We start from the raw sequence: 20,672 nt of genomic DNA on the forward strand, positions 1-20,672 counted from the left end.
GGTAGTTACGTTTTTGTTGCGTGTTCGATTGGCTTGCTAAGCACTCGCAGAAAGCCTTTGCCTTTTAAGAATCCGCGGTAGCAGTTGACCGCCACCGCCTGGGCCTCGCGCGCAACGTCATCGCCTGCGGCGATGACCTGGCCATCTTCTGTGACGACGGCGAGCCTGGCCGGCTTGCCGTTGACGGTGACAGTCAATCCCTCGTGCGATACCGCGCTGATCACGACGCCCTCGATGGCTCCGGTAGGTTGCGTGCCGATCATTTGAATGCCTCCTGTAGCATTTCTGCCTTTTGCGCCGCCGGCGTGATGATCCGGCCGCCGGTCGACCGGACTTCGCTGACGGCCTTCTTCACCGCCCAGTTGACCTCGCTGAAGCTCAGCCGCCTGAGCTGGAACTCGTGGAGGTCGACGGCCGTGTTGATGTGGTCGAGCTCCTGGTAGTACAGGGCGGTGGCCTTCCACTCGCCGCTGGCCATTGCTCGCTGCTCGATGCCGTGCAAGGCGAGCTCCGCGCTGCGGAAGTGCTCGCCGAGGCCTCGCACGACGCCTTGTTGCTCAATGGCTTGGGCCACGTTGAATGCGCTGGCAACGATCGACCAGTCGAGCTCGGTGGCCACGCCTTCTCGCAGCGCTCTAGCAGCGGCGCGCAGCGGGTCGAGCGTGTTCGCGAGTTCTGCGGGCGTCAGCATCGTGGCGCCGTTCCTGGCCAGGCGCATCGGTGCGAGCGACACGCGGCGTGGTTGACGGGGAGGGCGGCCGTGCGTCATGTCAGGCCACCGTCGCAGGATCTGCGCGTTTGAGCCACCCGCTCCGGGTGTCGCCGAGGCGGTCATCGAGTTGCTCGGCCGTCTCTGGCCAGAGGTGCAGGTCATGGACGAGGCGCACGTAGAGCGAGTGCCAAAAGTGCCGGATCTCGTGGTCGGGATGCTTGTAGCCGAGGATCTCGACTGCGTGCATGAAATGCAGTTGGTAGTGATGCGGCAGCATGTCGACCTGGCGCAGGTACTCATTGACATGCAGTTGCATGCGTTCTGGCCATGGCTCGAGCTCGTCGTGGCCGTTCAGCGAGGGACCGGTGAACGAGCCACCGTTCTCGTCGATCGGGTTGTCGATCACCCTGCCATCCATTGCAGACAGCAGCACGCAGCGCCGGAGCCAGCGCAGTAGCATCTTGGCGCCGCCGCCGTACTTGGGCTGGCCATCGGGGCCGCGGATCGCGGCCAGCAGCACGCTCTGCTGCATCATTGGAATGCGATGCGTCCAGGCTTGAGTGACGGGGCCCGGTTCCGTTTCGCTGGCCTGGAGTTCGCGGGCGAGCTTGATGATCGTTGCCATCGCATTGGGCCCTTGCGGATCCATTGCGATATCGATGATGTTTTGGAGGCGGTTCATGCCAGCACCTCCAGCACGCCGGCGTCCAGCTCGACCAGCTTCGCGGCCTTCTTCGGTTTCGCCAGGTTGACGACCCATTTCGAGGTGCCATCGACGGCCGCTTTCACGATGCCTTCCTTGCCGATGTATTCGCTCAGGAAGCCCGCGGCCATGCTGCCCTTGACCTTCACACGGTCGCCGGCCTTCAGTGCAGGCGTCTGCGCCTTATCCGCCTGACGGGCGGTGAGTGGGAATGGCCACAGGCCCGTCGCGGTCACGCGCAGCCAGCCAATGGGAATCAGCCTTCCTTCTTCGTCACCGTCGAATAGAACGCGGGCCTTCCCGCTGGCCAGGACGTGCAGGACGTTGCCTTCTCGCTCGTGATCCATGTCGCCGAGTTGGTCGACGGCAACGCGATCGCCTACTTGGGGCGCGGCGGGGGCGTCACCCGGCGCGGCAGGTGCCGCGCCTTCGTCCAGCCCTGCGCCGGTAGGCGCCTGGATCTCTCCCTGCTCGCGCTCCTCGAGCTCTTGAAGGGCCTCGGCGATCTTTGCCGAGGCCTCTTCTTTCGAGGTCCTGCCCTTCTTCGCCGGCGCCGCAGGCTTCGATTTCAATTTTTCTCCCTTCGCACTTCCCTCCGGCTGCGCAGCCAGGTCCTCGCGGGAGGGCGACTGCGGCGTCTGTTCAGCGCGGATCTGTGCTCGGATCTCACCCTTGATCGAGTCGATGTCGATGCTGAGAAGGCCCGCGAGTTCCTCGATCGCAGGCGCAGAGTCGCTATAGACGCACTCGCTATCCACATAGTCCCATTCCGGGCTGAGGTCGCCTTGGAGAAGCAGCAGGAGAAGCGTGAATCCCACCTCGTTGTCGTCGAGCGAACGAACCGAAGAAGCTGTCAGCTCCTCGTCGTAGCGGTTGCCCTGGAGCTCGAGTACATCGAACAGAGTTCCCTCGTCACACCGGTTGTCCACGAGCGAGATTTCGAGAAGCACGCGGCGCAACAGGTTCGCGCTCAGTGTCTGGATCTCGCCGGCGCGGATTCGGGGCGCGATCGCATCAACTGCGGCCTTGCGCCAGCGGCGCTGATAGTCCTCGGCCATCGCAGCGCGCTTTCGCTTTTCTTCGTGCTCGGCTTGGCGGGCACGATCCTTCTGCATCTGCTTGTTGAACTTCTCGTTCGTTTCGCTCTTGCTAGCCTTGGCATAGGCCTTCTCGGCGAGGTCCTCGGGAATGACCTCCGAGATCTCGTTGTTGTGCGGATCGACGAAGAGCTTCACCTTGCCCTTCAGCTCACGCTCAGAAAGCGCACCGCGAATGTCTTCATCGAGAGCGGCGTATCCCTCGATCGAGCTCTGCCAGTGGTGCGGACGCAGCTCGAGCGCTTCCTTCCCTTCGATGACCTCCATGCCCTTGGCTCTGGCCTGGGCGATCATCTGTTCCGAGTGGGCCGCCGCCTTCGCGTGGAAACAGGGTGGGTCCGTGCAGACGTCTGGACCGTCGACATCGGTGAAGAGATCGGGGTTTGCGCCGGTGCGTTTCGAGCAGCTTGTGCAGTCGCCGGCCGCGGGCACCAGGCTGGCGTCCTTGATCGAGAACTTGGCGCCGGAAAGCTTGAGCATCACGTTCTGCTGGACCCAACTCTGCAGGGCGCGGTAACTTCGGACCGGAGAGCCCTGGTAGTCTTTCTCCATTGCTGCGGTAAGCGCCTTGATCTGCAGCTTCTCGTCCGGAATGCGAGCGATGAGAAGCGCCTTGCTGGCGTCGATCTCGCCGGACCGCAATGCTTCCCGTGGAGCGCTGGACAGGTCGAGCAGCTTCATGCGCCCATACACGTAGCTCCGGCTCTTGCCGATGCGCTCGCCCACGAGTTCCTTCGCGATACCCGTCTCGTCGCAGAGACGTTGGTAGCCCTCGGCCTCTTCGAGCTCGGTGAGGTCGTCGCGCTGGAGGTTCTCGACGATCTGGATCTCGAGCACGGCCTGGTCGCTGAGCTGGCGGATCATCGCGGGGATGGTCTTCAGGCCCGCCTGCTGGCTCGCTCGAAAGCGGCGCTCGCCGGAGACGATCTCGTGCGTCGGCAGCGGCATGCCGTCGCCGCGGTTGCGGAAGGTGTCTTCAAGGCGGTGGGCGGGAAGCGGCCGAACGAGGATCGCCTGGTGTACGCCGCTGGCCACGATGCTTTCGACCAGGTCGAGCATCTTCGCCTCGTCGAAGCTCTTGCGTGGGTTCGTGGGGCTGGGCGTGATCAACGCCAGATCCAGCATGGCGAACTGGCTGTCGGTACCGGGCTCATCAGTGAGGGCGGCGCCGCTGTCGGATGCGAATTCGTTGGTGGACATGATGGTCGCTTACGGGTAAAGAGAGGGAGGAATCGCGGCTGCAAACTGCTGAAGCAGTCGTGCTGCGTGCTCAAGGGGCGTGGCGCAGTTCGCCAGCGGTTTGCTCAAAAGCGCGGCCCAGATCGGGCGATGCCGCGGCGAACGGGGCGGTGGGGCGTGGCTCCGGGACGCGCTGCATCAGCCTCCCGTCGGCAACGTCGCCCACCCGGACGGCCTTCACGCCCGTCGGCAAGACATAGCCGGGCAGTGCCAGGGCGCGTCTGCGCGCGTCGCCAACCCGCACCTGGATGAGCGCTCCCTTCGCAAGCGCCGGCTTGAAGATCGCAGTCAGCGAATGGGTCGGGATGTCGAACTGCCGGCAGATGTCCGTGTACAGCAGATGTCCGCCGTGCTCCTGCAGGTGCTGCAGGACACGATGAGGCCCGCTTCCATCGCGAGGGCGGTAGGAGGAGGGAGCGCGGCCGAGCGCGGTCGCTGCAGGCGCTGGCGGGGTCATGGTGGGCGTGAGCGGCTGTGGCTGTTGCACGGTGGCGTGCTCTGCGGCAGCCGAGGCACTGAGGCCTTCGGGCATCGGAGTCGCCTGCAGCGGCGCGAGGAGTTCAGCGCACTGCTGCTCCCGGGATACCTGGCGGCCGCCGATGAGACTCGGCAGCTTCATGGCGTCGTAGGCACCACGTCGAGCCGAGGTGTGCGCGAGTTCCGTGCCCGTGTAGGTGCCCTCCATCACGCTGCGGGCGCCCAGGGGGCGCGCCGAGGGCTTGCGTGCGGTCGTGTATCGCTCGCTCATGGCTTGCCGCCTCCGCTGATCGAGCGCCCGAGGTCCGTGAGGTCCTGCAGGGCGTCGCGTGAGCAGCGATACACCCACATGCTCGCCACGATGCCGAAGGGCCCGCCCACCAGGTAGGCAGCGATCTCGATGCCGCTCGCCTCGGGCGCCAGCTTGAAGAGCATGAGGTTGCAGATGCCGATCACGGCGCTGTTGAGAAAGGCCGCGACGAAGTGCCCGTTGTTCACCAACTGGCTCTGCAGGCCCAGTGCGAAGACCAGGACGAAGGTGCTGATCAGCAGCAAAAGTGCGTTCATGAGCGCCTCCCGCGTGCTGAGGCCCCGTCGTGCGCTTCAGCGGGTATCGCGTGGCCCACGCGCTCCGGCTCGAGCAGATCGATCGCCGGCACGGTGACCGTCGTGCCCGCGATGCCGCTTTCGAGCGAGAGGAACTCGCCGAGCACCAACTGCTGCAGGTGGCGGATGTCGTGGCAGTTGTTGATGACCAGGTCCGGGGAGAACTCGCGGCCATCCGTGGCGCTGACATGCGAGCCCTCCGATGTGGTGGCATCGTCGATGCCCGGGCGCTTGATCTGCCAGATCTTGCCGTCGAGGGCTCTCACGGTGTCGGCCTCGTTCTTGAATCGGCAGTCGGTGATCACGAAGCGATGCACGCCGTCGTGCATGTCGTCGAGCACTCGCTGCATCAGCTGGCGGGACCAGTAGTGCTCATGCTGTCGGCGGCGGTACTCGGTGCCCCACCACTGCAGGATCTGCCGGGGCGACCTGGGCTGGTCGAGCCATTCGGCAGAGACCTGGCCGTCGCCATCGCGTGGCACGCTGTTCGTGGCCAACGCCACGGCAGCGAGAAAGCCGATCGGGGCCCGGCGCATGGCGAGAGCGCTCATCGGATGGCCCTTCGTGCTCGGGTGCGTGAGGTAGCTCAGCTCGACGTTGAATCCGTTGGAGACCTCGGCGCGAAGGGCGTCAGCGAAGGCGAGTTTTCGGAAGCCCAGATGTTCGGCCAGCAGGTCGGCGACGGTGTCCTTGCCGGTGCCGGCGAAGCCCGTCATGGCGACGACGATTCTTTTCATGGGAGTTGCCTCGGTGAGTGAGAGGGTGGAGTGGTGCGCGCTACTTGCTGCACTGCTGCAGCGCGTCTTTCAGGGCGATGACTCGGATTCCGAGCGCCTTCACGTTGACGGCTCGACAGGTCTGCAAGGGGTTCATCGAGGCGAGGTACAACTCGCCAGTGGCGTGGATTTCGTTGGCGCGCAGCGCCTCGAATTCCTCGACGACGCGATCGAGCCGGAAGTGCTTGCGCATCTCTTCGGCGTGCAGGCTCTTGCCGCTGCCCTGCGGAGCGTGGACGATCACGGACTTCATCGGGGTGCCTCTGCGATTGCTGTGCGCTCGACCGCCTGGACATGCGGCAGGATCGTGCGCATGTCTCTCAGGCTGGTGAGTAGGGTGACGGGGGCGCCCTTCTTCAGGGTTGCGGCTTTCGCCTGTGCGGCCTCCCGGCCGTCCTCGGGGTAGGTCTGCTCGGCATGCAGCGTGCGGCCGTGCCCACCGTGGATGGGGCGCACCTCCATGCACAGCACCGGCAGTGCGGTGAGGCCGTCGCCGGCCATCTTCACGCGCACCTCGGCCGCGGCAGTCATGGTTCCATGCAGCTCGTAAATCGTGCCGTCGAAGGCGTGCGAATCGTGCGCCGGCGTCGCGAACAGGTCGTCGTCGCCGGCCGGTGCAGACGTCTGTACGGCGGCGCCGGTCATGGCTTGACCCCTTGCACGTCGCCCAGCGCAAGCGCCAGTGCGGTGAGAACGACAACAGCCAGGACGAACAGCACGAGGAACTGCTTGAGTGCGGCCTGCAGCCACTCCATCGGCGTCATCGTGGGCTGCTCTTCGCTGTCGTGAGCGAGGGCCTCGAGTTGGAGCGGATCGAGCTGGCGTCTCATGGCTGGTCTCCCGTCGCCGCGGCGATGCGAGGATCTGCAGCGCGGCGAGCCGCTTGCACGGCGTCATGGTGGGCGAGCGCCGAGGCCTGGCTCGCGTCGGTCTCGCTCGGGCCGTCGAGCAGCGCTCCGCCGCCGAGCCACGCGACGACAAGCGTCGCGACGATCCCATACGTGTAGAGGCGGTTCATGTGCCGCTCCCCGTCTGCGCAGCAGGCTCTTCCGAGACGATCGCCTGCAGTTCGACGCTGGCCAGGGCGAGCGCGAGCTGACCCAGTCCGGGCTGCTGCGCTTCGCCCTTGGCGACCGCGCCCCGGATGGCCCAGGCGAGGGACTCGACGAGCTGGAGGTCCGCGTCGGGCAGCTTGGCGGCTTCTCCACGGACGTGGTCGCGCAGCTGGAGGGCGATGAGCTGTTCGTTCTCGTGGCTCATGACGCGCCTCGACCGTTGAGGGGCCGTTGCAGCAGCCATCCGCGAGCCCACGCGCGGCGTGCCCACGTCGGCCAGAGCGTGCGAGCGTTGCGGCCGCACTGCAGCGTGAGGCCCCGTGAGGCGGCGCTGCGGCCCTGTGCTTCGAACCAAGTGCGCGCCTTCATGCAGCTCTCCCGGTGACCTTGGCGAGGGCGGCGCGCATCAGGGCCATGTCGGCTGCTGTCTCGTCGTCTGCGCATGTGCTTGGGGCGAAGAACCCGCGCTGCTCCAACCGTTGAGCGGCATCGATCAGCTCGTCGCGGTCATCGAACGGCGCCAGTTCATGAGCGGGCGAGTACTGTCGCCAGATGCGGAGTTCGTGATCCTCGGCGTTGACCGCCGGGATGACGATCGGGGCGTCGAGCACGATGTCGGCCTGAAGCACACTGTCGTGGTCGAGGCAGAGTCCATGCACAACGCCCGTGACGCGCTGCCCGCGGTGATCCCAATGGCGAACGTGCTGCCCGATTCGCAGCGAGATCTCGACACCGAAGGCCGATGTATGCGTTGCGGTCACGATGCGAGCTCCAGTTCGTCGCCGGCCAGAACGATGGCGACGAAGGCCATGGCATCGTGGCGATCGATGTGCTCGGTGATCGTCACATCGCAGGATTCGACGAACAGCCTGCCTTCGAGCGTGAGCAGCTCGTGCACAGGGCACGGTTGGACATTCACGTCCTGGAGGTTCGGCGCGAAGCTCATGCTGCACCTCGCGAGGACATGAGGTCATCGAGCTCCTGGTTGAGCTCGCGGGCCTGTTCGGCGAAGCGCGCCTGTTGCGGGTTCTGCGCGGTCGTCGTTTCGCGTGAAACAACGACGGGCAGCACGAGACCATTGCCGACGTCGAGCGTACCGACGCGCAGGGCCTTATCGGCGGTCGTGAGATAGAGCTTCTGCCACGACTCCCGGCCCTTGAGGGTGGGGCAACGGTAGAAGGCCTGCCGGCGTGAGCGGACCTCGCGGATCCAGATCTCTGCCTGGCCCGACGAGTTGATCGCGGTGGCCACGGAGGTCACTCCGCGTGCTCCAGGCGTTCCACGCTGGCGACCGGGCAGCCGGTGCGCTGGTGGGCCTTGCGTTGGGCCGCCTCGCCGTTCGCCGCCTTCAGGTCGATGAAGGGGAGGACACCGGCATCGGTGTTGGTGGGGACGCCGTTGCGATCGAGCGGTGCGTAGAAGCACCGGTAGGGGCGAGTGACAGGGGAGGGGGCCCGGCGACTGCGGCGGGCGCGGGTGGGATTCGCGGCTCTAAGGGGCATCGTGCACTCCAAGGAAGCGCTGCGGGATGCAGCGCGCTGGGGTGCATGGTACCTATAGGTATTGTTGTGTCAATACCCTTGGGTAAGTTGTGGCCGTCCGGACTATCCCTAGTCGGAAGCCGAGGCCAAGATTATCGAACCGGCATGTGGTTCTGATTCAACTCTGAACCGGGCGGGCGTGGTTCGGAGCGTGTGCCGTGCGGGCACCGTTGAGCGTTGCCTTCGATCCATTCCGGCAGAGTGGCGTCCAGTTGCTTTCCGGTGCGAGTGCTCCGCACCTGGGTCACAGTTGAGCCGGCGGAGGCTGGTTTGACCGTCCACGTCCCAAAGGGGATGTTCCCAAAATCATTGGCGGTATAGAGATCGATCTCCCCTTCCTTCGCTTCAGGGAAATAGTTCGCCCGGATGGTCAGTGAATCCGGATAGCAATCCTTCATGACCTTCAATAGATTGCGGAATGTCTGTTCAGAGCTATGGGGCGACGCGACGCTTATAGTGATCGAGTTATCGGGTCCCAGCGGGGTGGCGCATCCACCAATTGCGATGCATGCGATGCAAAAGGCAATTGTCCTTAACATTTTTTCCTCAGAGTAGAAAGACTGACAATTATCCGCCCTGGCGGTAAACGAAAGAGCCTTTGAATTGAAGGCGGGCGGCTTGCTCCGGGGAGTAGGTTTCGTCAGGGTACTTTCTCTTATTCTCGTTGTCGCTTGCTAAGACGATCGAGCCGTCGGCGCGCTTCAGCACCCGCTTGATTCGCAGACCGTCTGGCGTTTCTATGGCATAGATTTGCCCGTTGACCAGTTCATTGACGCCCTTGCGAAAAATCACGATGTCGCCGTCAACGATGAATTCAGCCATGCTGTTTCCATCGGCATAAAAGACCAACGCTTGGTGAGGGCGAATATTGTATTTTCTGAACCAGGACGCTTCCTTGACGAGTTGCTCTCGTACCTCGTCTCCGTATTCGGTGATCAAAATGCCCCCTCCGCAGCTTCCTCGGGCATAAAGTACATCCAGCGTCTCCGTTTCGGGCGTGCCTGGCGCGGCGGCGACAACCGGTCCGGGGGTCCCGTCGACCGGACCCGATACCTCGATGACTGCTTCCTCCGGTGTCATTTCCCAAAAACCGCGAGGCAGACTGAACGCCTCGGTGCAGGCGTCCATGATCTCGGTCCCGATGCCTTTGGCACCGTTCTTCTCTTGGGGATAAAAGAGACGGTTCACATAACTGTCGCTGCGCCCGATCCGGCGGGCCAGCTCGGCAGCCTTGCCGCCGCAAAAGCGGTTCTTGATGAAGGTGAGCAGCGCCTGCAGGCGCTCGTACTTTTCCATGCCTGGGATCGTCGCCCAGTCATACCCGAAGGTAAATGACCTTGGGGTATTGACTGAAACAGTACCCTTGGGTACTGTATGGGGCCTATGGATCGATTCAAGCAGCACTACTTAACCCTCCCGGTGAAGGAGCGCGACCTGTTGGCCCAGCAAGCCGGCACGACTCGCGGAACGCTCAATCAGATCGTCTATGGCGGGAAGCACATCGAGCTCGGCCTCGCCGACTGCCTGGTGGCGCTGTGCCCTGGACTCACCCTCGGCGATCTGCCGCTGACCGAAAGAGCGCGGCAGCAGCACTCCATTCGGTCCATGCGAGGCCCTGTTGAGCTGAGGGTGGGGGCCTGAAATGCGAACTTGCCCGCCCTTGAGCGGGACGCCTTTCCCCTCCGCCGCCGACCACTTCGGCGCGCCCGTGTTCGTTTCACTCCCTCCTCCTACGCCGCATGCGGGCAGGTATGCGGTGTTGGGCGCGTCGAGGCGGCGGGGGCTTTTCTTCGTGCTGCGGTTCATGGCCAGCAGTCTCTTTTTTTTGCCCATTTTCGAGATGGCAACAGACGGTAATTCGAAATGTCATCTATTGCGCATGCCAACCTGAACCTCACGATCGACCACGCTCTCCCCGAGCACTGGCCGAGTCTGAGGGCTTACATCGCGTTCCGTGTGCAGGAGCAGCGGCTGAATGCGTCGGCCCTGGCCGGCAAGATGGATCTGAGCCCTTCGGTGCTGTCTCGCAAGCTCAACCAGCCCGAGGGCGACACGCAGCGCTTCAACTGCGACGACTTGGAGGGCTACCTCAAGGCGACGGGGGACGTCGCGTCCGTGATGGCCTACCTCGCAGCCAAGTTCCTGGAATCGCCCGAGGCCCGGCAGACCCGGGCGATCGAGCGCGTGGAAGCGCTGGCTACCGAGCTGCAGCTCGCCATGGGCAACCTGAAGGCCCTCAAATGATCCAGGTGCCGCGCATTGACCAGGCGCAGCACGCTGCGGCCTGGATGACTGGCTACGCCTCACGTCGCGGATGAGCGAGGCCCCCGTGTTCCCCGAAGTCGAGCCGCCGCTGTGGGACGAGATCCCGGCGTCGCTCGCGACTCGCCAGCAGTGGGTGCTGTGGAAGTTCGAGCACAAGGAGGGCGCCAAGAAGCCCGTGAAGATGCCGTACTACGTGCAGGGTGGACGGCGGGCGGGCAAGCAGGGCGACGAGCGCGATCGCATGCGCCTCGCGACGCTGGAGGTCGTTCGCAGGGCCTATGAGCGTGGCGGATACCACGGGATCGGGTTTGGCTTCCTGCCGGACGACGGCCTGGTCGGCGTAGACCTCGATGACCAGCTCGAGGCGGACGGATCCTGGTCGGAGCGCTGCCGAAACATCGTGGCCGCGTGCGACACCTACACCGAGATCTCGGTGAGCGGCAAGGGCGTGCACGCCATCGTGCTGGGTCACACCAGCACGAATAAGAGCAACGACATCGGCGTCGAGGTCTTCTGCCAGAGCCAGTACTTCATCTGCACCGGCCGGCGCTTTCCGAATACGCCGGCCGAGGTTCGGCCGATCGATGAGACGACATTGCGACGTCTGCACAAGACGATCGACGATGCCAAAGCGGCTGCACATGCAGCGAAGCGCCCGGTGGCATCTCCTGCGCCGGCGCGAGCTGCAGCCGGCGCGGCGCCGCCGGGGCAGGCAGGCGATGACTTCCAGCGCGTCAAGGACGCGGCCATGGCGAATCTCGCCGCCTGGGTGCCGAAGCTGTTTGGCGGCAAGGAACACGCCAAGACTTTCGACTCGGGCCCCGGCTATCGCGTCACCTCGAAGGCGCTGGGTCGAAATCTGCAGGAGGATCTCTCGATCTCGCCGGGTGGCATCGTCGATTTCGGCGTGGCCGACATGGGTGATGCGCGCGCCGGCGCACGCACGCCAATCGACCTGGTCATGGAGTGGCTGCCAGCTGCCAAGCCGGCCGACGCGCTGAAGTGGTTGGCGTCCCTCGTCGGCGTGGAACTCGCGAAGCCAGCGCGGAGCGCCAAAAATCGCGGCGCTCCGGCTCCCGCTGGGGGGCAGGGTGGTCGCGGAGGGGGCGGCGGTGATGGCGGCCCGCCATTGGATCCGGATGATCCTGGCGACGACTTCAGCCGCGACGACGTGGTCGCCATGCTCGTGAAGGGCAAGGGCGGGCGTCCGGAGGACTGTCGCGAGAACGTCCTGTACTGCGTGCTGAACGATCCGACCTTGAAGGGCCTGATCAAGAAGAACGACTTCAGCCAGCTGCTCGAGCGCACCAAGGATGCACCGTGGGGGCGTCCGGCGGGCGAGTGGGATGAAGAGGACGATCTGATGCTCGGCGAGTACCTGCTGCGCACGTATCGCCTCGGGATCAAGGGCAAGGGCACGCTGCGAGACGGTGTGCTCATGGCGGCGCGCCTGAGCAAGTACAACCCGATCCACGACTGGATCAAGGCCGAGGAGTGGGACGGCGTCGACCGCATCGAGCATTGGCTGGTCGACGTCTATGGTGTGGAGGACCGGCCCTACACCAGGCTGATCGGCAAGTGCTTCATGATGGGCCTCGTGAAGCGGGCGATGCAGCCCGGCTGCAAGTTCGACTACATGCTCATCCTCAAGGGCGAGCAGGGCCTGGCGAAGTCGACGGCATTCCGCGCGCTGGCCTTTCCGTACTTCACGGACAACGCGATCCGCGTCGGCGACAAAGACAGCCTGATGGCGATGCAGCTGGCCTGGATCGTCGAGTCGGCCGAGCTCGAGTCGCTCAACAAGTCCGAGACGACGCTGATCAAGCAGTTTCTGTCCGCCCAGGAGGACTGGTACCGGCCACCCTACGGCGGGCAGATGCGCAAGCAGCCCCGCCACTCGGTGAACGTGGGCACGACGAACGCCGACACATTCCTGAAGGACGCCACGGGCGATCGCCGCTTCTGGCCGCTGGAGGTGCGTTCGGTGAACGTTGAGGCCCTGATGGCGATGCGCTCGCAGCTGCTGGCCGAGGCGCTTCACAGGGTCAACGCGGGCGAGCGCTACTGGCCCACCCGCGAGGAGGAGCGCGAGCTTGTGTTCCCCGAGCAGGCGCCGTTCAAGCGTGTGGACGAATGGGAGAACGTGCTCGACGAGTACGTCAACGATACAAACCGGCCGTCCATCAACGAGATGGCCCGCATCGATCGCGACTTCTTCCCGAGCACCGAGATCTACGACAAGGCGCTCAACATCAAGGCCGACCGCATCGACGGTAACGGCCAGATGGATACCCGGATCGTCAACGCGATGAAGGCGCTCGGCTTCGAGCGCTTCCGGGAGACCACCGGCAAGCGACGGCGCGGCTACCGACGCCTGCCCAAGCCGGAGGCCGCCGCGGCGCCGCTTCCCCCGCCTGATGAGGGGCCGCCACCTTTCGAGGACGACAGCGACAATGACCTGCCGTTCTGATCTCAACACTTCGCGCCTGGCTGGATGCCAAGCGGGATGGTCTCGCCCCAGCGGAGCAGGCGTCTACGCGTCTGTCAAGCCGGTCCTGACGCCACCGCCGTCCAGCCCCGTCCACCCTCCGTCCAGGGGGGGTGGACGGCGCAAGTTGTTGATCTTGTTGGGGAAATACCCCATCCGTCCACCCGTCCACCCCTCGGCGGGTTTTCACCCCCCACACATGCGCAGGCGCGCGGGTAGGCGGGCGGGTGTGTGCGCGCGCACGCGGGCGCGGCTTACCCACACACGGTGGTCGGGGTGGACGGATGGACGGATCCAGCAGCCATGCGGGTTTGCGCCGTCCACCCCTCGTCCAGCCCCGTCCGCAATCGGAGGACCAGCACCATGAATCAGCCAGCCAAAGCACCCGACATGCGCGAACGCATGCCAATGACCGCGCAGTGGATCGCCCGCATGCGCCTCGAATGGGGCCGCGAGCACGTCGATGCCTGCCTCCGGCGGGCGACGGTGAAGAAGGAGCCGGGCTACTTCTACGCGATGGAGGCCGGGCAGGTGCTGGGCACGCCGTTCCCTGCTTCCGATCCGGTGTCGGAGTGGCAGGAGTACGCCGTGCTCAACGCCTGCGAGTTCGCCGTGTTCATGCTGCGGCCCGGGGACGATCCGGCGAACCCGGAGACAGCGGCGCATCAGGTGCAGACGCCTGCACGGGGGGCACGGCCATGAGGATCGACATTCGCAACAACTTCGACCAGGTCGAGGCAGCGCTCAACATCGCGCAGCGGCAGGTGCCGTTCGCCTTGGCCCGGGCCATGAACCTCACGGGCAGGGACGTGATTGCCGCTGAGCGCGACGAGATGTCGAACGTCTTCGATCGGCCCACGCCCTTCACGCTCAACTCGCTGCGGCTGAGGCCGGCCACGAAGCAAGACCTGACCGCGGTGGTGGAGGTGCGCGACAGCCAGCGCCCGAATCACTTCATCCTGCCGCAAATCCACGGCGGTGCACGCCTGCAGAAGCGCTTCGAGGAGCTGCTGGTGCAGCGCGGAGTGATGCGGGCCGATGAGCGCGCGGTGCCAGCGCTGGGCGCTGAGCTCGATGCGTACGGCAACATGAGCCGAGGGCAGATCGTTCGCATCTTGAGCCAGCTGCAGGCGTTCAACCTGGCGGGCTCCGATGCCAACGCCACGAACAGCCGGCGCAGCAAGGCGAAGCGACAGCGCGAGGCGTTCTTCGTGAGCCAGGGTCCAGGCAAGGCCACGTTCGGTCGCCACTCGTGGAGCAAGGGTCGCAAGCTCCAGCACCTGCAGCGAGGGATCTGGGCCCGCATCGCGTTCGGTGCGACGGGCACCACGGTGATGCCTGTGCTGCTGTTCGTGTCGAGGGCCGTCTACACGCCTCGATACCGCTTCGATGAGGTGGCACAGACCACGATCACGCGTGTGTTTGCTCGCCACTTCGATACGACCTTCGCCGATGCGCTGCGAACGGCTCGCCCAGGGGGAGGTGCGTGATGCGGGCTGCCATCAGGGGCAGGGGGCCTGCCCCCACCCCCCCGTCAATGGGTCCTTCCGGAAAAGGGCCACGTACGGGTAATTCAAACCCCGTTCGCGCGCCAGGGTGCGGGCGGCGGAAAAGTTAACGGGTAGGTGAACCGTGTCCAAAGTCAACCTCATCTCACTCGCCGACTACGCACTGCATCGCGGCTGCTCGAAAGCGGCGGTCACCAAGGCTGCGCAGGCTGGTCGGATCACTCTCATCGACGGGAAGATCGATCCGATGATCGCCGACGCGCAATGGAAGGCGAATACGCGTGCGCGAATTCCGGCTCGCGCTGCGCGCGATGAGCCCGGCCTGCCGGCGGCTCGCGCTGCGCGCGATGAGCCCGGCCTGCCGGCGGCGGAGGCCGGCGCGGCCGGGCCTGCTGCGGGTGGCGCGAGCGGCGGAGGGGATGACTACTGGGATTCCCGAGGCCGGCGGGAAGCGGCAGAGGCTGAACTCGCAGAGCTCAAGGTTGCCGAGCAGCGGCGCGAGCTGATTCGCGTGTCGGCTGTCGAGTTGGTGTGGGCCGCTTCTCTGGCTGCGGCGCGCGAGCACCTGCTGCAAGTGCGAGCCCGGCTTGGACCACTGCTAGCGGCTGAAACCGATGTCTTCAAGATCGAGCAGCTGCTCGACGAAGAACATAGCAAGGCGCTGCAGCTGCTCGCGGGCGCAGAAGTGCGCAAAGCGGAAGGGGACGCGTGAGCGCGAGAGATCTTCCCGACGACCACGCCCGCGCGATCGAGATCCTCGGGCGGATGAAGGCGCGCTACTTCGCGCCGCCCCCGCGGGTCGACACGGCGGAATGGGCGGCAAAGTATCGCTACATCGCGAAGGGCTCCGAGCGAGGCCAGTGGCGCAACGAGCGCACCCCGTACTTGGTCGAGCCGATGACGTGCGTGAGCGCCTTCTCTCCCTATGAGCGGATCGTGCTCATGTTCGCGACACAGCTCGGTAAGACCGAGGTGCTATACAACGCCATCATGCAGCGGATCCACACGGACCCGCAGGACATGATGATGGTGCAGCCGACGCTGCAGGACGCGCAGGACCATAGCGGGCAGCGGTTCCTGCCCACGATCATGCAGACACCGATCATGGCTGGACTGGTTGCTGTGCAGCGCAGCCGCGACGAGTCAAGCAGTTGGCGGGCGCGGAGCATTCAAGGAGGGTTCGCCGTGTTCTTCGGCGGAGCGAACAGCGCGAGCTCGCTGGCGTCGAAGCCGCTTGGCTTTGCGGCAGCCGACGAGGTGGACAAGTGGCCTGCCGACGTCGACAACCAAGGGCCGCCGCTCGGACTCCTCGATGAGCGGATGAGCAACTTCAGCCGCCGCAAGTTAGTTATCGCGAGCACGCCCACCGTCAAGGGCTTCAGTGTCATTGAGACCGAGTATTTGGCCAGCGATATGCGCCGGTACCACGTGCCATGCCCGCATTGCGGAGAGCGGCAGGTGTTGATCTGGGGTGCCCAGTCGGAGTTCGGACTGCGTTGGCTCAAGACCGCGTCCGGTGAGCCGCGACCCGAGACGGCCGTCTACATCTGCTGCAAATGCGGCAGTGCGATCGAGGAGCACCACAAGACCGCGATGCTGGCCGAGGGCATCTGGATTCCGGAGAACCCCGGAGCGGGCCGTGGCCGCCGTGCTGGTTTCACGTTAAACAAGCTCTACAGCCCGATGGGTTGGCGTTCATGGGCATCGCTTGTCGAGAAGTGGGACGCCGCGCAGAAGGCGCTGAAGCTGGGCAACAGCAGCCCGCTGAAGGAGTTCAAGAATTCGAGCCTGGCGGAAACGTTCGAGGAGGAGGGCACTGGCGCGGACAGCGACAGCCTGCGCCGCCGCGCCGAGGAATACACCACCGGCATCGTCCCGATGCGAGGGCTGATGTTGACGATGGGGACCGACACGCAGCCGGATCGTCTCGAGGCTCGCGTGTGGGCGTTCGGTCGCGGCGAGGAGAGCTGGCTTGTCGAGCGCCACATCATCTACGGCGATCCCAACATCGACGAGGGTGTCGAAGGATCGCCCTGGACTCGACTGAGCGAGATCCGGCGCACGCCGATCATGCACGCGAGCGGCGCCCAGATGCTGATCGAGGCGACGTGCGTCGACAGCGGCGGCCACAACACGCACGCGGTCTACAGCTACTGTCGCAACCATGCCCATGCCAACGTCCTCGCGATCAAGGGTGCAAGCCAGGCCGGGCGGCCGGTGCTCGACAAGCCGAAGCCAATGGACGTCAACTGGCGCGGCAAGACGATTCCCCGTGGCGTGAAGTTGTGGCAGGTCGGGACGGACACGGCAAAGCACCTGCTGTACGGCCGGATGCGTCTCACTGTGGCCGGGCCCGGCTTCGTGCATGTGCCGAAGGCCTATGCACAAACCGACGAGTTCGAACAGATGACGGCCGCCCGGCTCTTGCCCACCGTGGTTCAGGGCAAGCGTTTCATGCGGTGGATCACGCCGCAGGGCAAGCGTGAGGAGGCGGGCGACTGCCATGTGTACGCGTACGCGGCGGCGTGCTACCTCGGAATCCAGACGTTCCGGGAGCCGAGCTGGGCTAAAAGGGAGCAACGGTATTGCCCATCCGAGCCAGACCTGTTCGGCGTGCAGACGTCTGCACCCTCTGCCCTTGCGCCTGCTACGCCGGCCGCCTCGCCGATCGTCCCTCGAGGCGGTGGCATGGGAAAGATCTCGCTCACCGGCACGCGCCGAGGAAGCTGATGGCGCACGGAAACGACTCGGCGGCATACGACGATGCAGACATCGTCCGGGAGATCCTGCGCCAGGTCGCGGAGGTGGCGCCGCAGTGCAGCCCAGACGTGATGCGTCGCATCGAGCTCGATGTTCGCCAGCGCTTCGGCGGCCGCCGCTGGTTCGTCGCGAAGGGCAAGCAGACCAGGCTGACGCCCGAGCAGCGTCGCCAGGCGTTCGTCGACGGACTGGGCGGAGCGTCGACGGAGGACATTGCGCGAAAGCACGGCATCGACCGATCCACGCTGTATCGATTGATGAAGCGGGGAGGCAAATGAACGAAACTGCTCGCGACGGACAAGTTGTCGGACCTACTGACGAGATCCTTTACGAGCGCCGCCCTGAGAGCCCTTTGCCTTTCCTTGAGCGGCAGGCGGGGAGTCAGCGTCCGTTGCGTCGGCGGGCACATTGTTGAGCTTCGCTTCTGCGACCATCCGCTTTTGGTTGTGGGCCAGAAATGCTTGGCCGGCTCGTGTCGTAATCATTCGGCGATATGCCCCGTTTGATTTTTCCAGCTCGACAAGGCCTTGAATCATGAGTTTTGGGCCGGCAACGTAATACAGGAACTCTTCCATGGCCTCCATTGGGGGATGATTTGTGAACCCAGTAAGAAGCCGGTCTTGCGCGCTCCAGAACACACTGAACAAGTCCATCTCCGCAGGGGTTTCCTCAGCGCGGAGGTCTTCCGGCACCGAAATCAAGACCCCCCTTAGGACTTCATACATTTCATCGAAGTCGTCCGCCTTATCAGTGCGAGTGGATATCGAGCGCTCTAGATAGGAAATTCTTTCTCGAAGCTGTGAGTTCTGTTCAGAGAGTCGCTCGATCTGGTCAAACAAGGGTGCTGTATCTTGGACATCGCCAGCTGCGACCCACCCTTTCAGATCCCTGTTGCTTGCGAAGTCAGAAAGACTTTCATGAACGCTGAGCTTGATGTCTTTAAGATCTTCAAAGAACGACGAAATGTTGCTCAAGACTTTCGAGCGAAAGGCCTTGAGCTCGGCCGGCGCATCCAGCTCAAGGACGACCCGACCATGCTTCTTCACCTTTGTTTCCAGAGCTTCGTCTGTCATTACAACAGCGAATAGAGGTTTGCTATTGGCTACTGCGTAGTCGAACTCCAACTCTGTGTAGCTTAGACCGCTGGTCTTCTCGATCGATCCATAGCGTCCTCCAAGGATGAGCATGTAGACGTCTGACTCATCTATCCAGCGCTTGATAATCGTCATCTGCGATTCGTCGCCCGCAGTAAAAAGCTCCATGCCGGCCGGAATGTGTCCAGCTTTCAGTATTGCAGCTACGGCTGCTTGTCGCTCTTCCTTCAGATCCGAGTAGGTACTCGAAACAAAGACCTGCAGTCGGCGTTTGGTGGACATCTCATCTCCTCGTCATAGTTGTCGAAATATTGAGCAATGTACCTGAGGCGACTTGCCCGTCTTTTGGACTTCATGAGACCGCTGGCTGCTTGAGTACTGTCGCAATTTGCCCTATTTGCGACAGCGAAGGATTCATAGACTGCAGACCGCATCGGAGTACACATGCCAGCAATCAGCCTTGAACGAGCCCAGGCCCAGCTCGAGCTCTATCTCGCAGCCGAAGCCGCGGTGCTAGCCAAACAGTCATATGAGATCCAAGGGCGCAAGCTCACGCTCGCCGACCTCGATGCGATCCAGGCGGGAATCAAGATCTGGAGCGCCAGGGTCGACAACGCGACCGAGGCCGCATCGGGACGAAGCCGCGCCATCACCATCACGAGTCGCTAAATGGCCGAACAACCCCTGAAGCGCGCGGGCCACCCGCTCGTGCAACAGAACGTCCTCGACAAGGTCATCACGTATTTCGCTCCGAAGGTAGGCGCGCGCCGGCTGGCGGCGCGAGGGCAACTCGCACTCGCCGGCGGCTACACCGGCGCACGCATCGACAAGAAATCGCTCTCCAACTGGCGAGTCAACGGCGGATCACCCACGACGGACATCATCGCGGATCTTCCGATGCTTCGCGCCCGAAGCCGGGATCAGTTTCGCAATGCGCCGATCGCGGTCGGCGCGCTCAACACCGCAGTCAGCTATGCCATCGGTACCGGCTTGAGCTGCACGCCTTCGATCGACTTCGACGCGCTGGGCCTGAGCGAGGACGAAGCCACGGCCTGGTGCGCAGATACGGGACGGCGTTTCCGGGTCTGGTGCGAGTCGGTCGATTGCGATGTCGGGCGACGGCTCAACTTCTACGCGCAGACGGAACTGACGTTCCGGACCTACTTCGAAAGCGGCGACGCGTTCGTGATCACCCCGCGGATCTCGCGCGAAGGGCGGCCGCCTCGCCTGGCGCTGCAGACGATCGAAGCGGACCGAGTGTGCAATCCAAACCGGATGGCCGACACCGAAACGTTGATCGACGGCATCGAACTATCGAAGGAGACAGGCGAGACGGTCGCGGTTCATATTGCGCGCCATCATCCAGGCGATCTGCAGCTCGTGAACACCTGGGAGCGTGTGCCGGTTCGCGGCGACAGCACCGGGCGCCGCAACGTTCTCCACATCTTCAAGCCGCTGCGCCCTGGCCAAGTTCGCGGCGTGCCATGGATCGCTCCCATCCTCGAGCCGCTGAAGCAGCTCAGCCGATACACCAATGCCGAGCTGAAGGCCGCTGTCGACTCCGCCATCATCAGCGTGTTCGTCAAGATGGACCCGACGGCGTTCCAGGATCTGTTCGACGAAGACGCGCAGAAGGCGATCGCGAAGCGAGGAGCCGACTGGAATGGCGAATTCGGCGGGTCCGACGATCTTGACACCGGCAAGGCCGTAAACCTTCTGCCGGGCGAGGAGATCCAGACCCACACGCCAGGCCGCCCGAATCCGCAGTTCGATCCGTTCGTGCTGGCGATCCTGCGTCAGATCGGGGTGGCGCTCGAGCTGCCGTACGAGGTGCTGGTCATGCACTTCCAGAGCAGCTACACCGCGGCCCGGGCCGCACTGCTCACGGCCTGGAAGTTCTTCCGTGCGCGCCGCGATCACATGGTGACAAACTACACGCAGCCGATCTACGAGCTGTGGCTCGCCGATGAGGTGGCAGAGGGCAGGATTCCGGCGCCGGGGTTCTTCGCCAACGAACTGGTGCGCGCGGCGTGGAGCCAGTCTGTTTGGACCGGCGATGGTCCGGGATCGATCGACCCGGTGAAGGAGGTGGACGCAGCGCGCAAGCGCGTGGACATGGAGATCAGCACGCTGGACGCGGAGAGCATCCTGCACGACGGCATTCCGTGGGAGGTCAAGCATCGGCAGCGCAAGCGCGAAGTCGAAGCACAGAAGCGGGATGGAACGTTCGTCGCGCCGGCCGGTACCGCGCCGGCGCCGGAGTCGAAGAGCAAACCCGACGACACCGCGGACGACGATTCCGAGTAGTCGCAATTTGCCCTATTTGCGACAGCCGATATTCCATAAATTTC

Annotated in this window: 29 protein-coding genes; 10 read left to right on the forward strand and 19 right to left on the reverse strand. The window is 64.2% G+C overall.

The genetic code is table 11. From position 1 onward, the window contains the following. Positions 1-5: 5 nt before the first annotated feature. The 18 genes from ACAM57_RS14265 to ACAM57_RS14350 form a co-directional block, all read right to left on the reverse strand. The gene (locus ACAM57_RS14265; RefSeq protein ID WP_369662107.1) at positions 6-263 is read right to left on the reverse strand and encodes a hypothetical protein; all 258 of its coding nucleotides are present in this window, start codon (positions 261-263) and stop codon (positions 6-8) included. Beyond that, entirely contained in the window at positions 260-769 is a 510-nt protein-coding gene (locus ACAM57_RS14270; protein ID WP_369662108.1) for a hypothetical protein, read from the reverse strand. Before ACAM57_RS14270 ends, ACAM57_RS14265 begins: the two co-directional genes overlap by 4 nt. Position 770: 1 nt before the next feature. Then, complete coding sequence (locus tag ACAM57_RS14275; protein WP_369662109.1) at positions 771-1,394, reverse strand: hypothetical protein; 624 nt, start codon at positions 1,392-1,394, stop codon at positions 771-773. Next, entirely contained in the window at positions 1,391-3,712 is a 2,322-nt protein-coding gene (locus ACAM57_RS14280; protein ID WP_369662110.1) for a ParB/RepB/Spo0J family partition protein, read from the reverse strand. Before ACAM57_RS14280 ends, ACAM57_RS14275 begins: the two co-directional genes overlap by 4 nt. A 70-nt stretch (positions 3,713-3,782) precedes the next feature. Next, a complete protein-coding gene (locus ACAM57_RS14285; protein WP_369662111.1) occupies positions 3,783-4,499 on the reverse strand; it encodes a hypothetical protein in 717 nt (238 codons plus the stop codon). Beyond that, positions 4,496-4,795, reverse strand: coding sequence for a hypothetical protein (locus ACAM57_RS14290; RefSeq protein ID WP_369662112.1), 300 nt, complete (start codon positions 4,793-4,795; stop codon positions 4,496-4,498). Before ACAM57_RS14290 ends, ACAM57_RS14285 begins: the two co-directional genes overlap by 4 nt. After that, positions 4,792-5,571, reverse strand: a complete 780-nt coding sequence (locus tag ACAM57_RS14295; RefSeq protein ID WP_369662113.1) for a hypothetical protein — start codon at positions 5,569-5,571, stop codon at positions 4,792-4,794. The genes ACAM57_RS14290 and ACAM57_RS14295 overlap by 4 nt, the downstream gene beginning before the upstream one ends. A gap of 40 nt (positions 5,572-5,611) precedes the next feature. Beyond that, positions 5,612-5,863 (reverse strand): hypothetical protein, encoded by a 252-nt coding sequence (locus ACAM57_RS14300; protein WP_369662114.1) that lies wholly within the window; start codon positions 5,861-5,863, stop codon positions 5,612-5,614. Then, entirely contained in the window at positions 5,860-6,255 is a 396-nt protein-coding gene (locus tag ACAM57_RS14305) for a hypothetical protein (protein ID WP_369662115.1), read from the reverse strand. Before ACAM57_RS14305 ends, ACAM57_RS14300 begins: the two co-directional genes overlap by 4 nt. Then, positions 6,252-6,440, reverse strand: coding sequence for a hypothetical protein (locus tag ACAM57_RS14310; RefSeq protein ID WP_369662116.1), 189 nt, complete (start codon positions 6,438-6,440; stop codon positions 6,252-6,254). Before ACAM57_RS14310 ends, ACAM57_RS14305 begins: the two co-directional genes overlap by 4 nt. Further along, positions 6,437-6,628 carry a hypothetical protein gene (locus ACAM57_RS14315; RefSeq protein WP_369662117.1) on the reverse strand — a complete coding sequence of 64 codons (192 nt, stop codon included), beginning with the start codon at positions 6,626-6,628 and terminating at the stop codon, positions 6,437-6,439. The genes ACAM57_RS14310 and ACAM57_RS14315 overlap by 4 nt, the downstream gene beginning before the upstream one ends. Then, positions 6,625-6,870, reverse strand: a complete 246-nt coding sequence (locus ACAM57_RS14320; protein ID WP_369662118.1) for a hypothetical protein — start codon at positions 6,868-6,870, stop codon at positions 6,625-6,627. Before ACAM57_RS14320 ends, ACAM57_RS14315 begins: the two co-directional genes overlap by 4 nt. 160 nt (positions 6,871-7,030) lie before the next feature. Further along, positions 7,031-7,426 carry a hypothetical protein gene (locus ACAM57_RS14325; RefSeq protein ID WP_369662119.1) on the reverse strand — a complete coding sequence of 132 codons (396 nt, stop codon included), beginning with the start codon at positions 7,424-7,426 and terminating at the stop codon, positions 7,031-7,033. Beyond that, entirely contained in the window at positions 7,423-7,611 is a 189-nt protein-coding gene (locus tag ACAM57_RS14330) for a hypothetical protein (protein WP_369662120.1), read from the reverse strand. The genes ACAM57_RS14325 and ACAM57_RS14330 overlap by 4 nt, the downstream gene beginning before the upstream one ends. After that, positions 7,608-7,916, reverse strand: a complete 309-nt coding sequence (locus ACAM57_RS14335; protein ID WP_369662121.1) for a hypothetical protein — start codon at positions 7,914-7,916, stop codon at positions 7,608-7,610. Before ACAM57_RS14335 ends, ACAM57_RS14330 begins: the two co-directional genes overlap by 4 nt. A gap of 5 nt (positions 7,917-7,921) precedes the next feature. Further along, positions 7,922-8,167, reverse strand: a complete 246-nt coding sequence (locus ACAM57_RS14340) for a hypothetical protein (RefSeq protein WP_369662122.1) — start codon at positions 8,165-8,167, stop codon at positions 7,922-7,924. Between the two features lie 131 nt (positions 8,168-8,298). Continuing rightward, entirely contained in the window at positions 8,299-8,613 is a 315-nt protein-coding gene (locus ACAM57_RS14345; RefSeq protein ID WP_369662123.1) for a hypothetical protein, read from the reverse strand. 160 nt (positions 8,614-8,773) lie between these two features. Continuing rightward, the gene (locus ACAM57_RS14350; protein WP_369662124.1) at positions 8,774-9,502 is read right to left on the reverse strand and encodes a helix-turn-helix transcriptional regulator; all 729 of its coding nucleotides are present in this window, start codon (positions 9,500-9,502) and stop codon (positions 8,774-8,776) included. An 87-nt stretch (positions 9,503-9,589) separates the two neighbouring features. On the opposite strand from ACAM57_RS14350, the gene ACAM57_RS14355 reads away from it, so the two are divergent. The 8 genes from ACAM57_RS14355 to ACAM57_RS14390 all read left to right on the forward strand — a co-directional run bounded on the left by ACAM57_RS14355 (position 9,590) and on the right by ACAM57_RS14390 (position 17,505). Beyond that, a complete protein-coding gene (locus tag ACAM57_RS14355; protein WP_369662125.1) occupies positions 9,590-9,847 on the forward strand; it encodes a hypothetical protein in 258 nt (85 codons plus the stop codon). 222 nt (positions 9,848-10,069) lie between these two features. Further along, positions 10,070-10,450, forward strand: a complete 381-nt coding sequence (locus tag ACAM57_RS14360; RefSeq protein WP_369662126.1) for a hypothetical protein — start codon at positions 10,070-10,072, stop codon at positions 10,448-10,450. Positions 10,451-10,520: 70 nt separating this feature from the next. Continuing rightward, on the forward strand, positions 10,521-12,941 hold the full coding sequence (locus tag ACAM57_RS14365) for a VapE domain-containing protein (RefSeq protein WP_369662127.1): 2,421 nt from the start codon (positions 10,521-10,523) through the stop codon (positions 12,939-12,941). 381 nt (positions 12,942-13,322) lie between these two features. Then, complete coding sequence (locus ACAM57_RS14370; protein WP_369662128.1) at positions 13,323-13,661, forward strand: hypothetical protein; 339 nt, start codon at positions 13,323-13,325, stop codon at positions 13,659-13,661. Further along, the gene (locus tag ACAM57_RS14375; RefSeq protein WP_369662129.1) at positions 13,658-14,449 is read left to right on the forward strand and encodes a hypothetical protein; all 792 of its coding nucleotides are present in this window, start codon (positions 13,658-13,660) and stop codon (positions 14,447-14,449) included. Before ACAM57_RS14370 ends, ACAM57_RS14375 begins: the two co-directional genes overlap by 4 nt. 142 nt (positions 14,450-14,591) lie before the next feature. After that, positions 14,592-15,179: a hypothetical protein gene (locus ACAM57_RS14380; RefSeq protein ID WP_369662130.1), complete on the forward strand. Its 588-nt coding sequence runs from the start codon at positions 14,592-14,594 to the stop codon at positions 15,177-15,179. Continuing rightward, positions 15,176-17,197 carry a phage terminase large subunit family protein gene (locus tag ACAM57_RS14385; RefSeq protein WP_369662131.1) on the forward strand — a complete coding sequence of 674 codons (2,022 nt, stop codon included), beginning with the start codon at positions 15,176-15,178 and terminating at the stop codon, positions 17,195-17,197. Before ACAM57_RS14380 ends, ACAM57_RS14385 begins: the two co-directional genes overlap by 4 nt. Further along, positions 17,197-17,505, forward strand: a complete 309-nt coding sequence (locus ACAM57_RS14390; RefSeq protein ID WP_369662132.1) for a hypothetical protein — start codon at positions 17,197-17,199, stop codon at positions 17,503-17,505. The genes ACAM57_RS14385 and ACAM57_RS14390 overlap by 1 nt, the downstream gene beginning before the upstream one ends. Before the next feature lie 33 nt (positions 17,506-17,538). Here the strand turns inward: ACAM57_RS14390 and ACAM57_RS14395 are convergent, their stop codons facing one another. Next, complete coding sequence (locus ACAM57_RS14395; protein WP_369662133.1) at positions 17,539-18,603, reverse strand: DUF4062 domain-containing protein; 1,065 nt, start codon at positions 18,601-18,603, stop codon at positions 17,539-17,541. 162 nt (positions 18,604-18,765) lie between these two features. On the opposite strand from ACAM57_RS14395, the gene ACAM57_RS14400 reads away from it, so the two are divergent. Continuing rightward, on the forward strand, positions 18,766-18,990 hold the full coding sequence (locus tag ACAM57_RS14400; RefSeq protein WP_369662134.1) for a hypothetical protein: 225 nt from the start codon (positions 18,766-18,768) through the stop codon (positions 18,988-18,990). Next, positions 18,991-20,628, forward strand: coding sequence for a phage portal protein (locus ACAM57_RS14405; RefSeq protein ID WP_369662135.1), 1,638 nt, complete (start codon positions 18,991-18,993; stop codon positions 20,626-20,628). The last annotated feature ends 44 nt before the right edge of the window (positions 20,629-20,672 follow it).

It is taken from the genome of Variovorax sp. V15, assembly GCF_041154425.1.
In the GTDB taxonomy this organism is placed as follows: Bacteria; Pseudomonadota; Gammaproteobacteria; order Burkholderiales; family Burkholderiaceae_C; genus Variovorax; species Variovorax guangxiensis.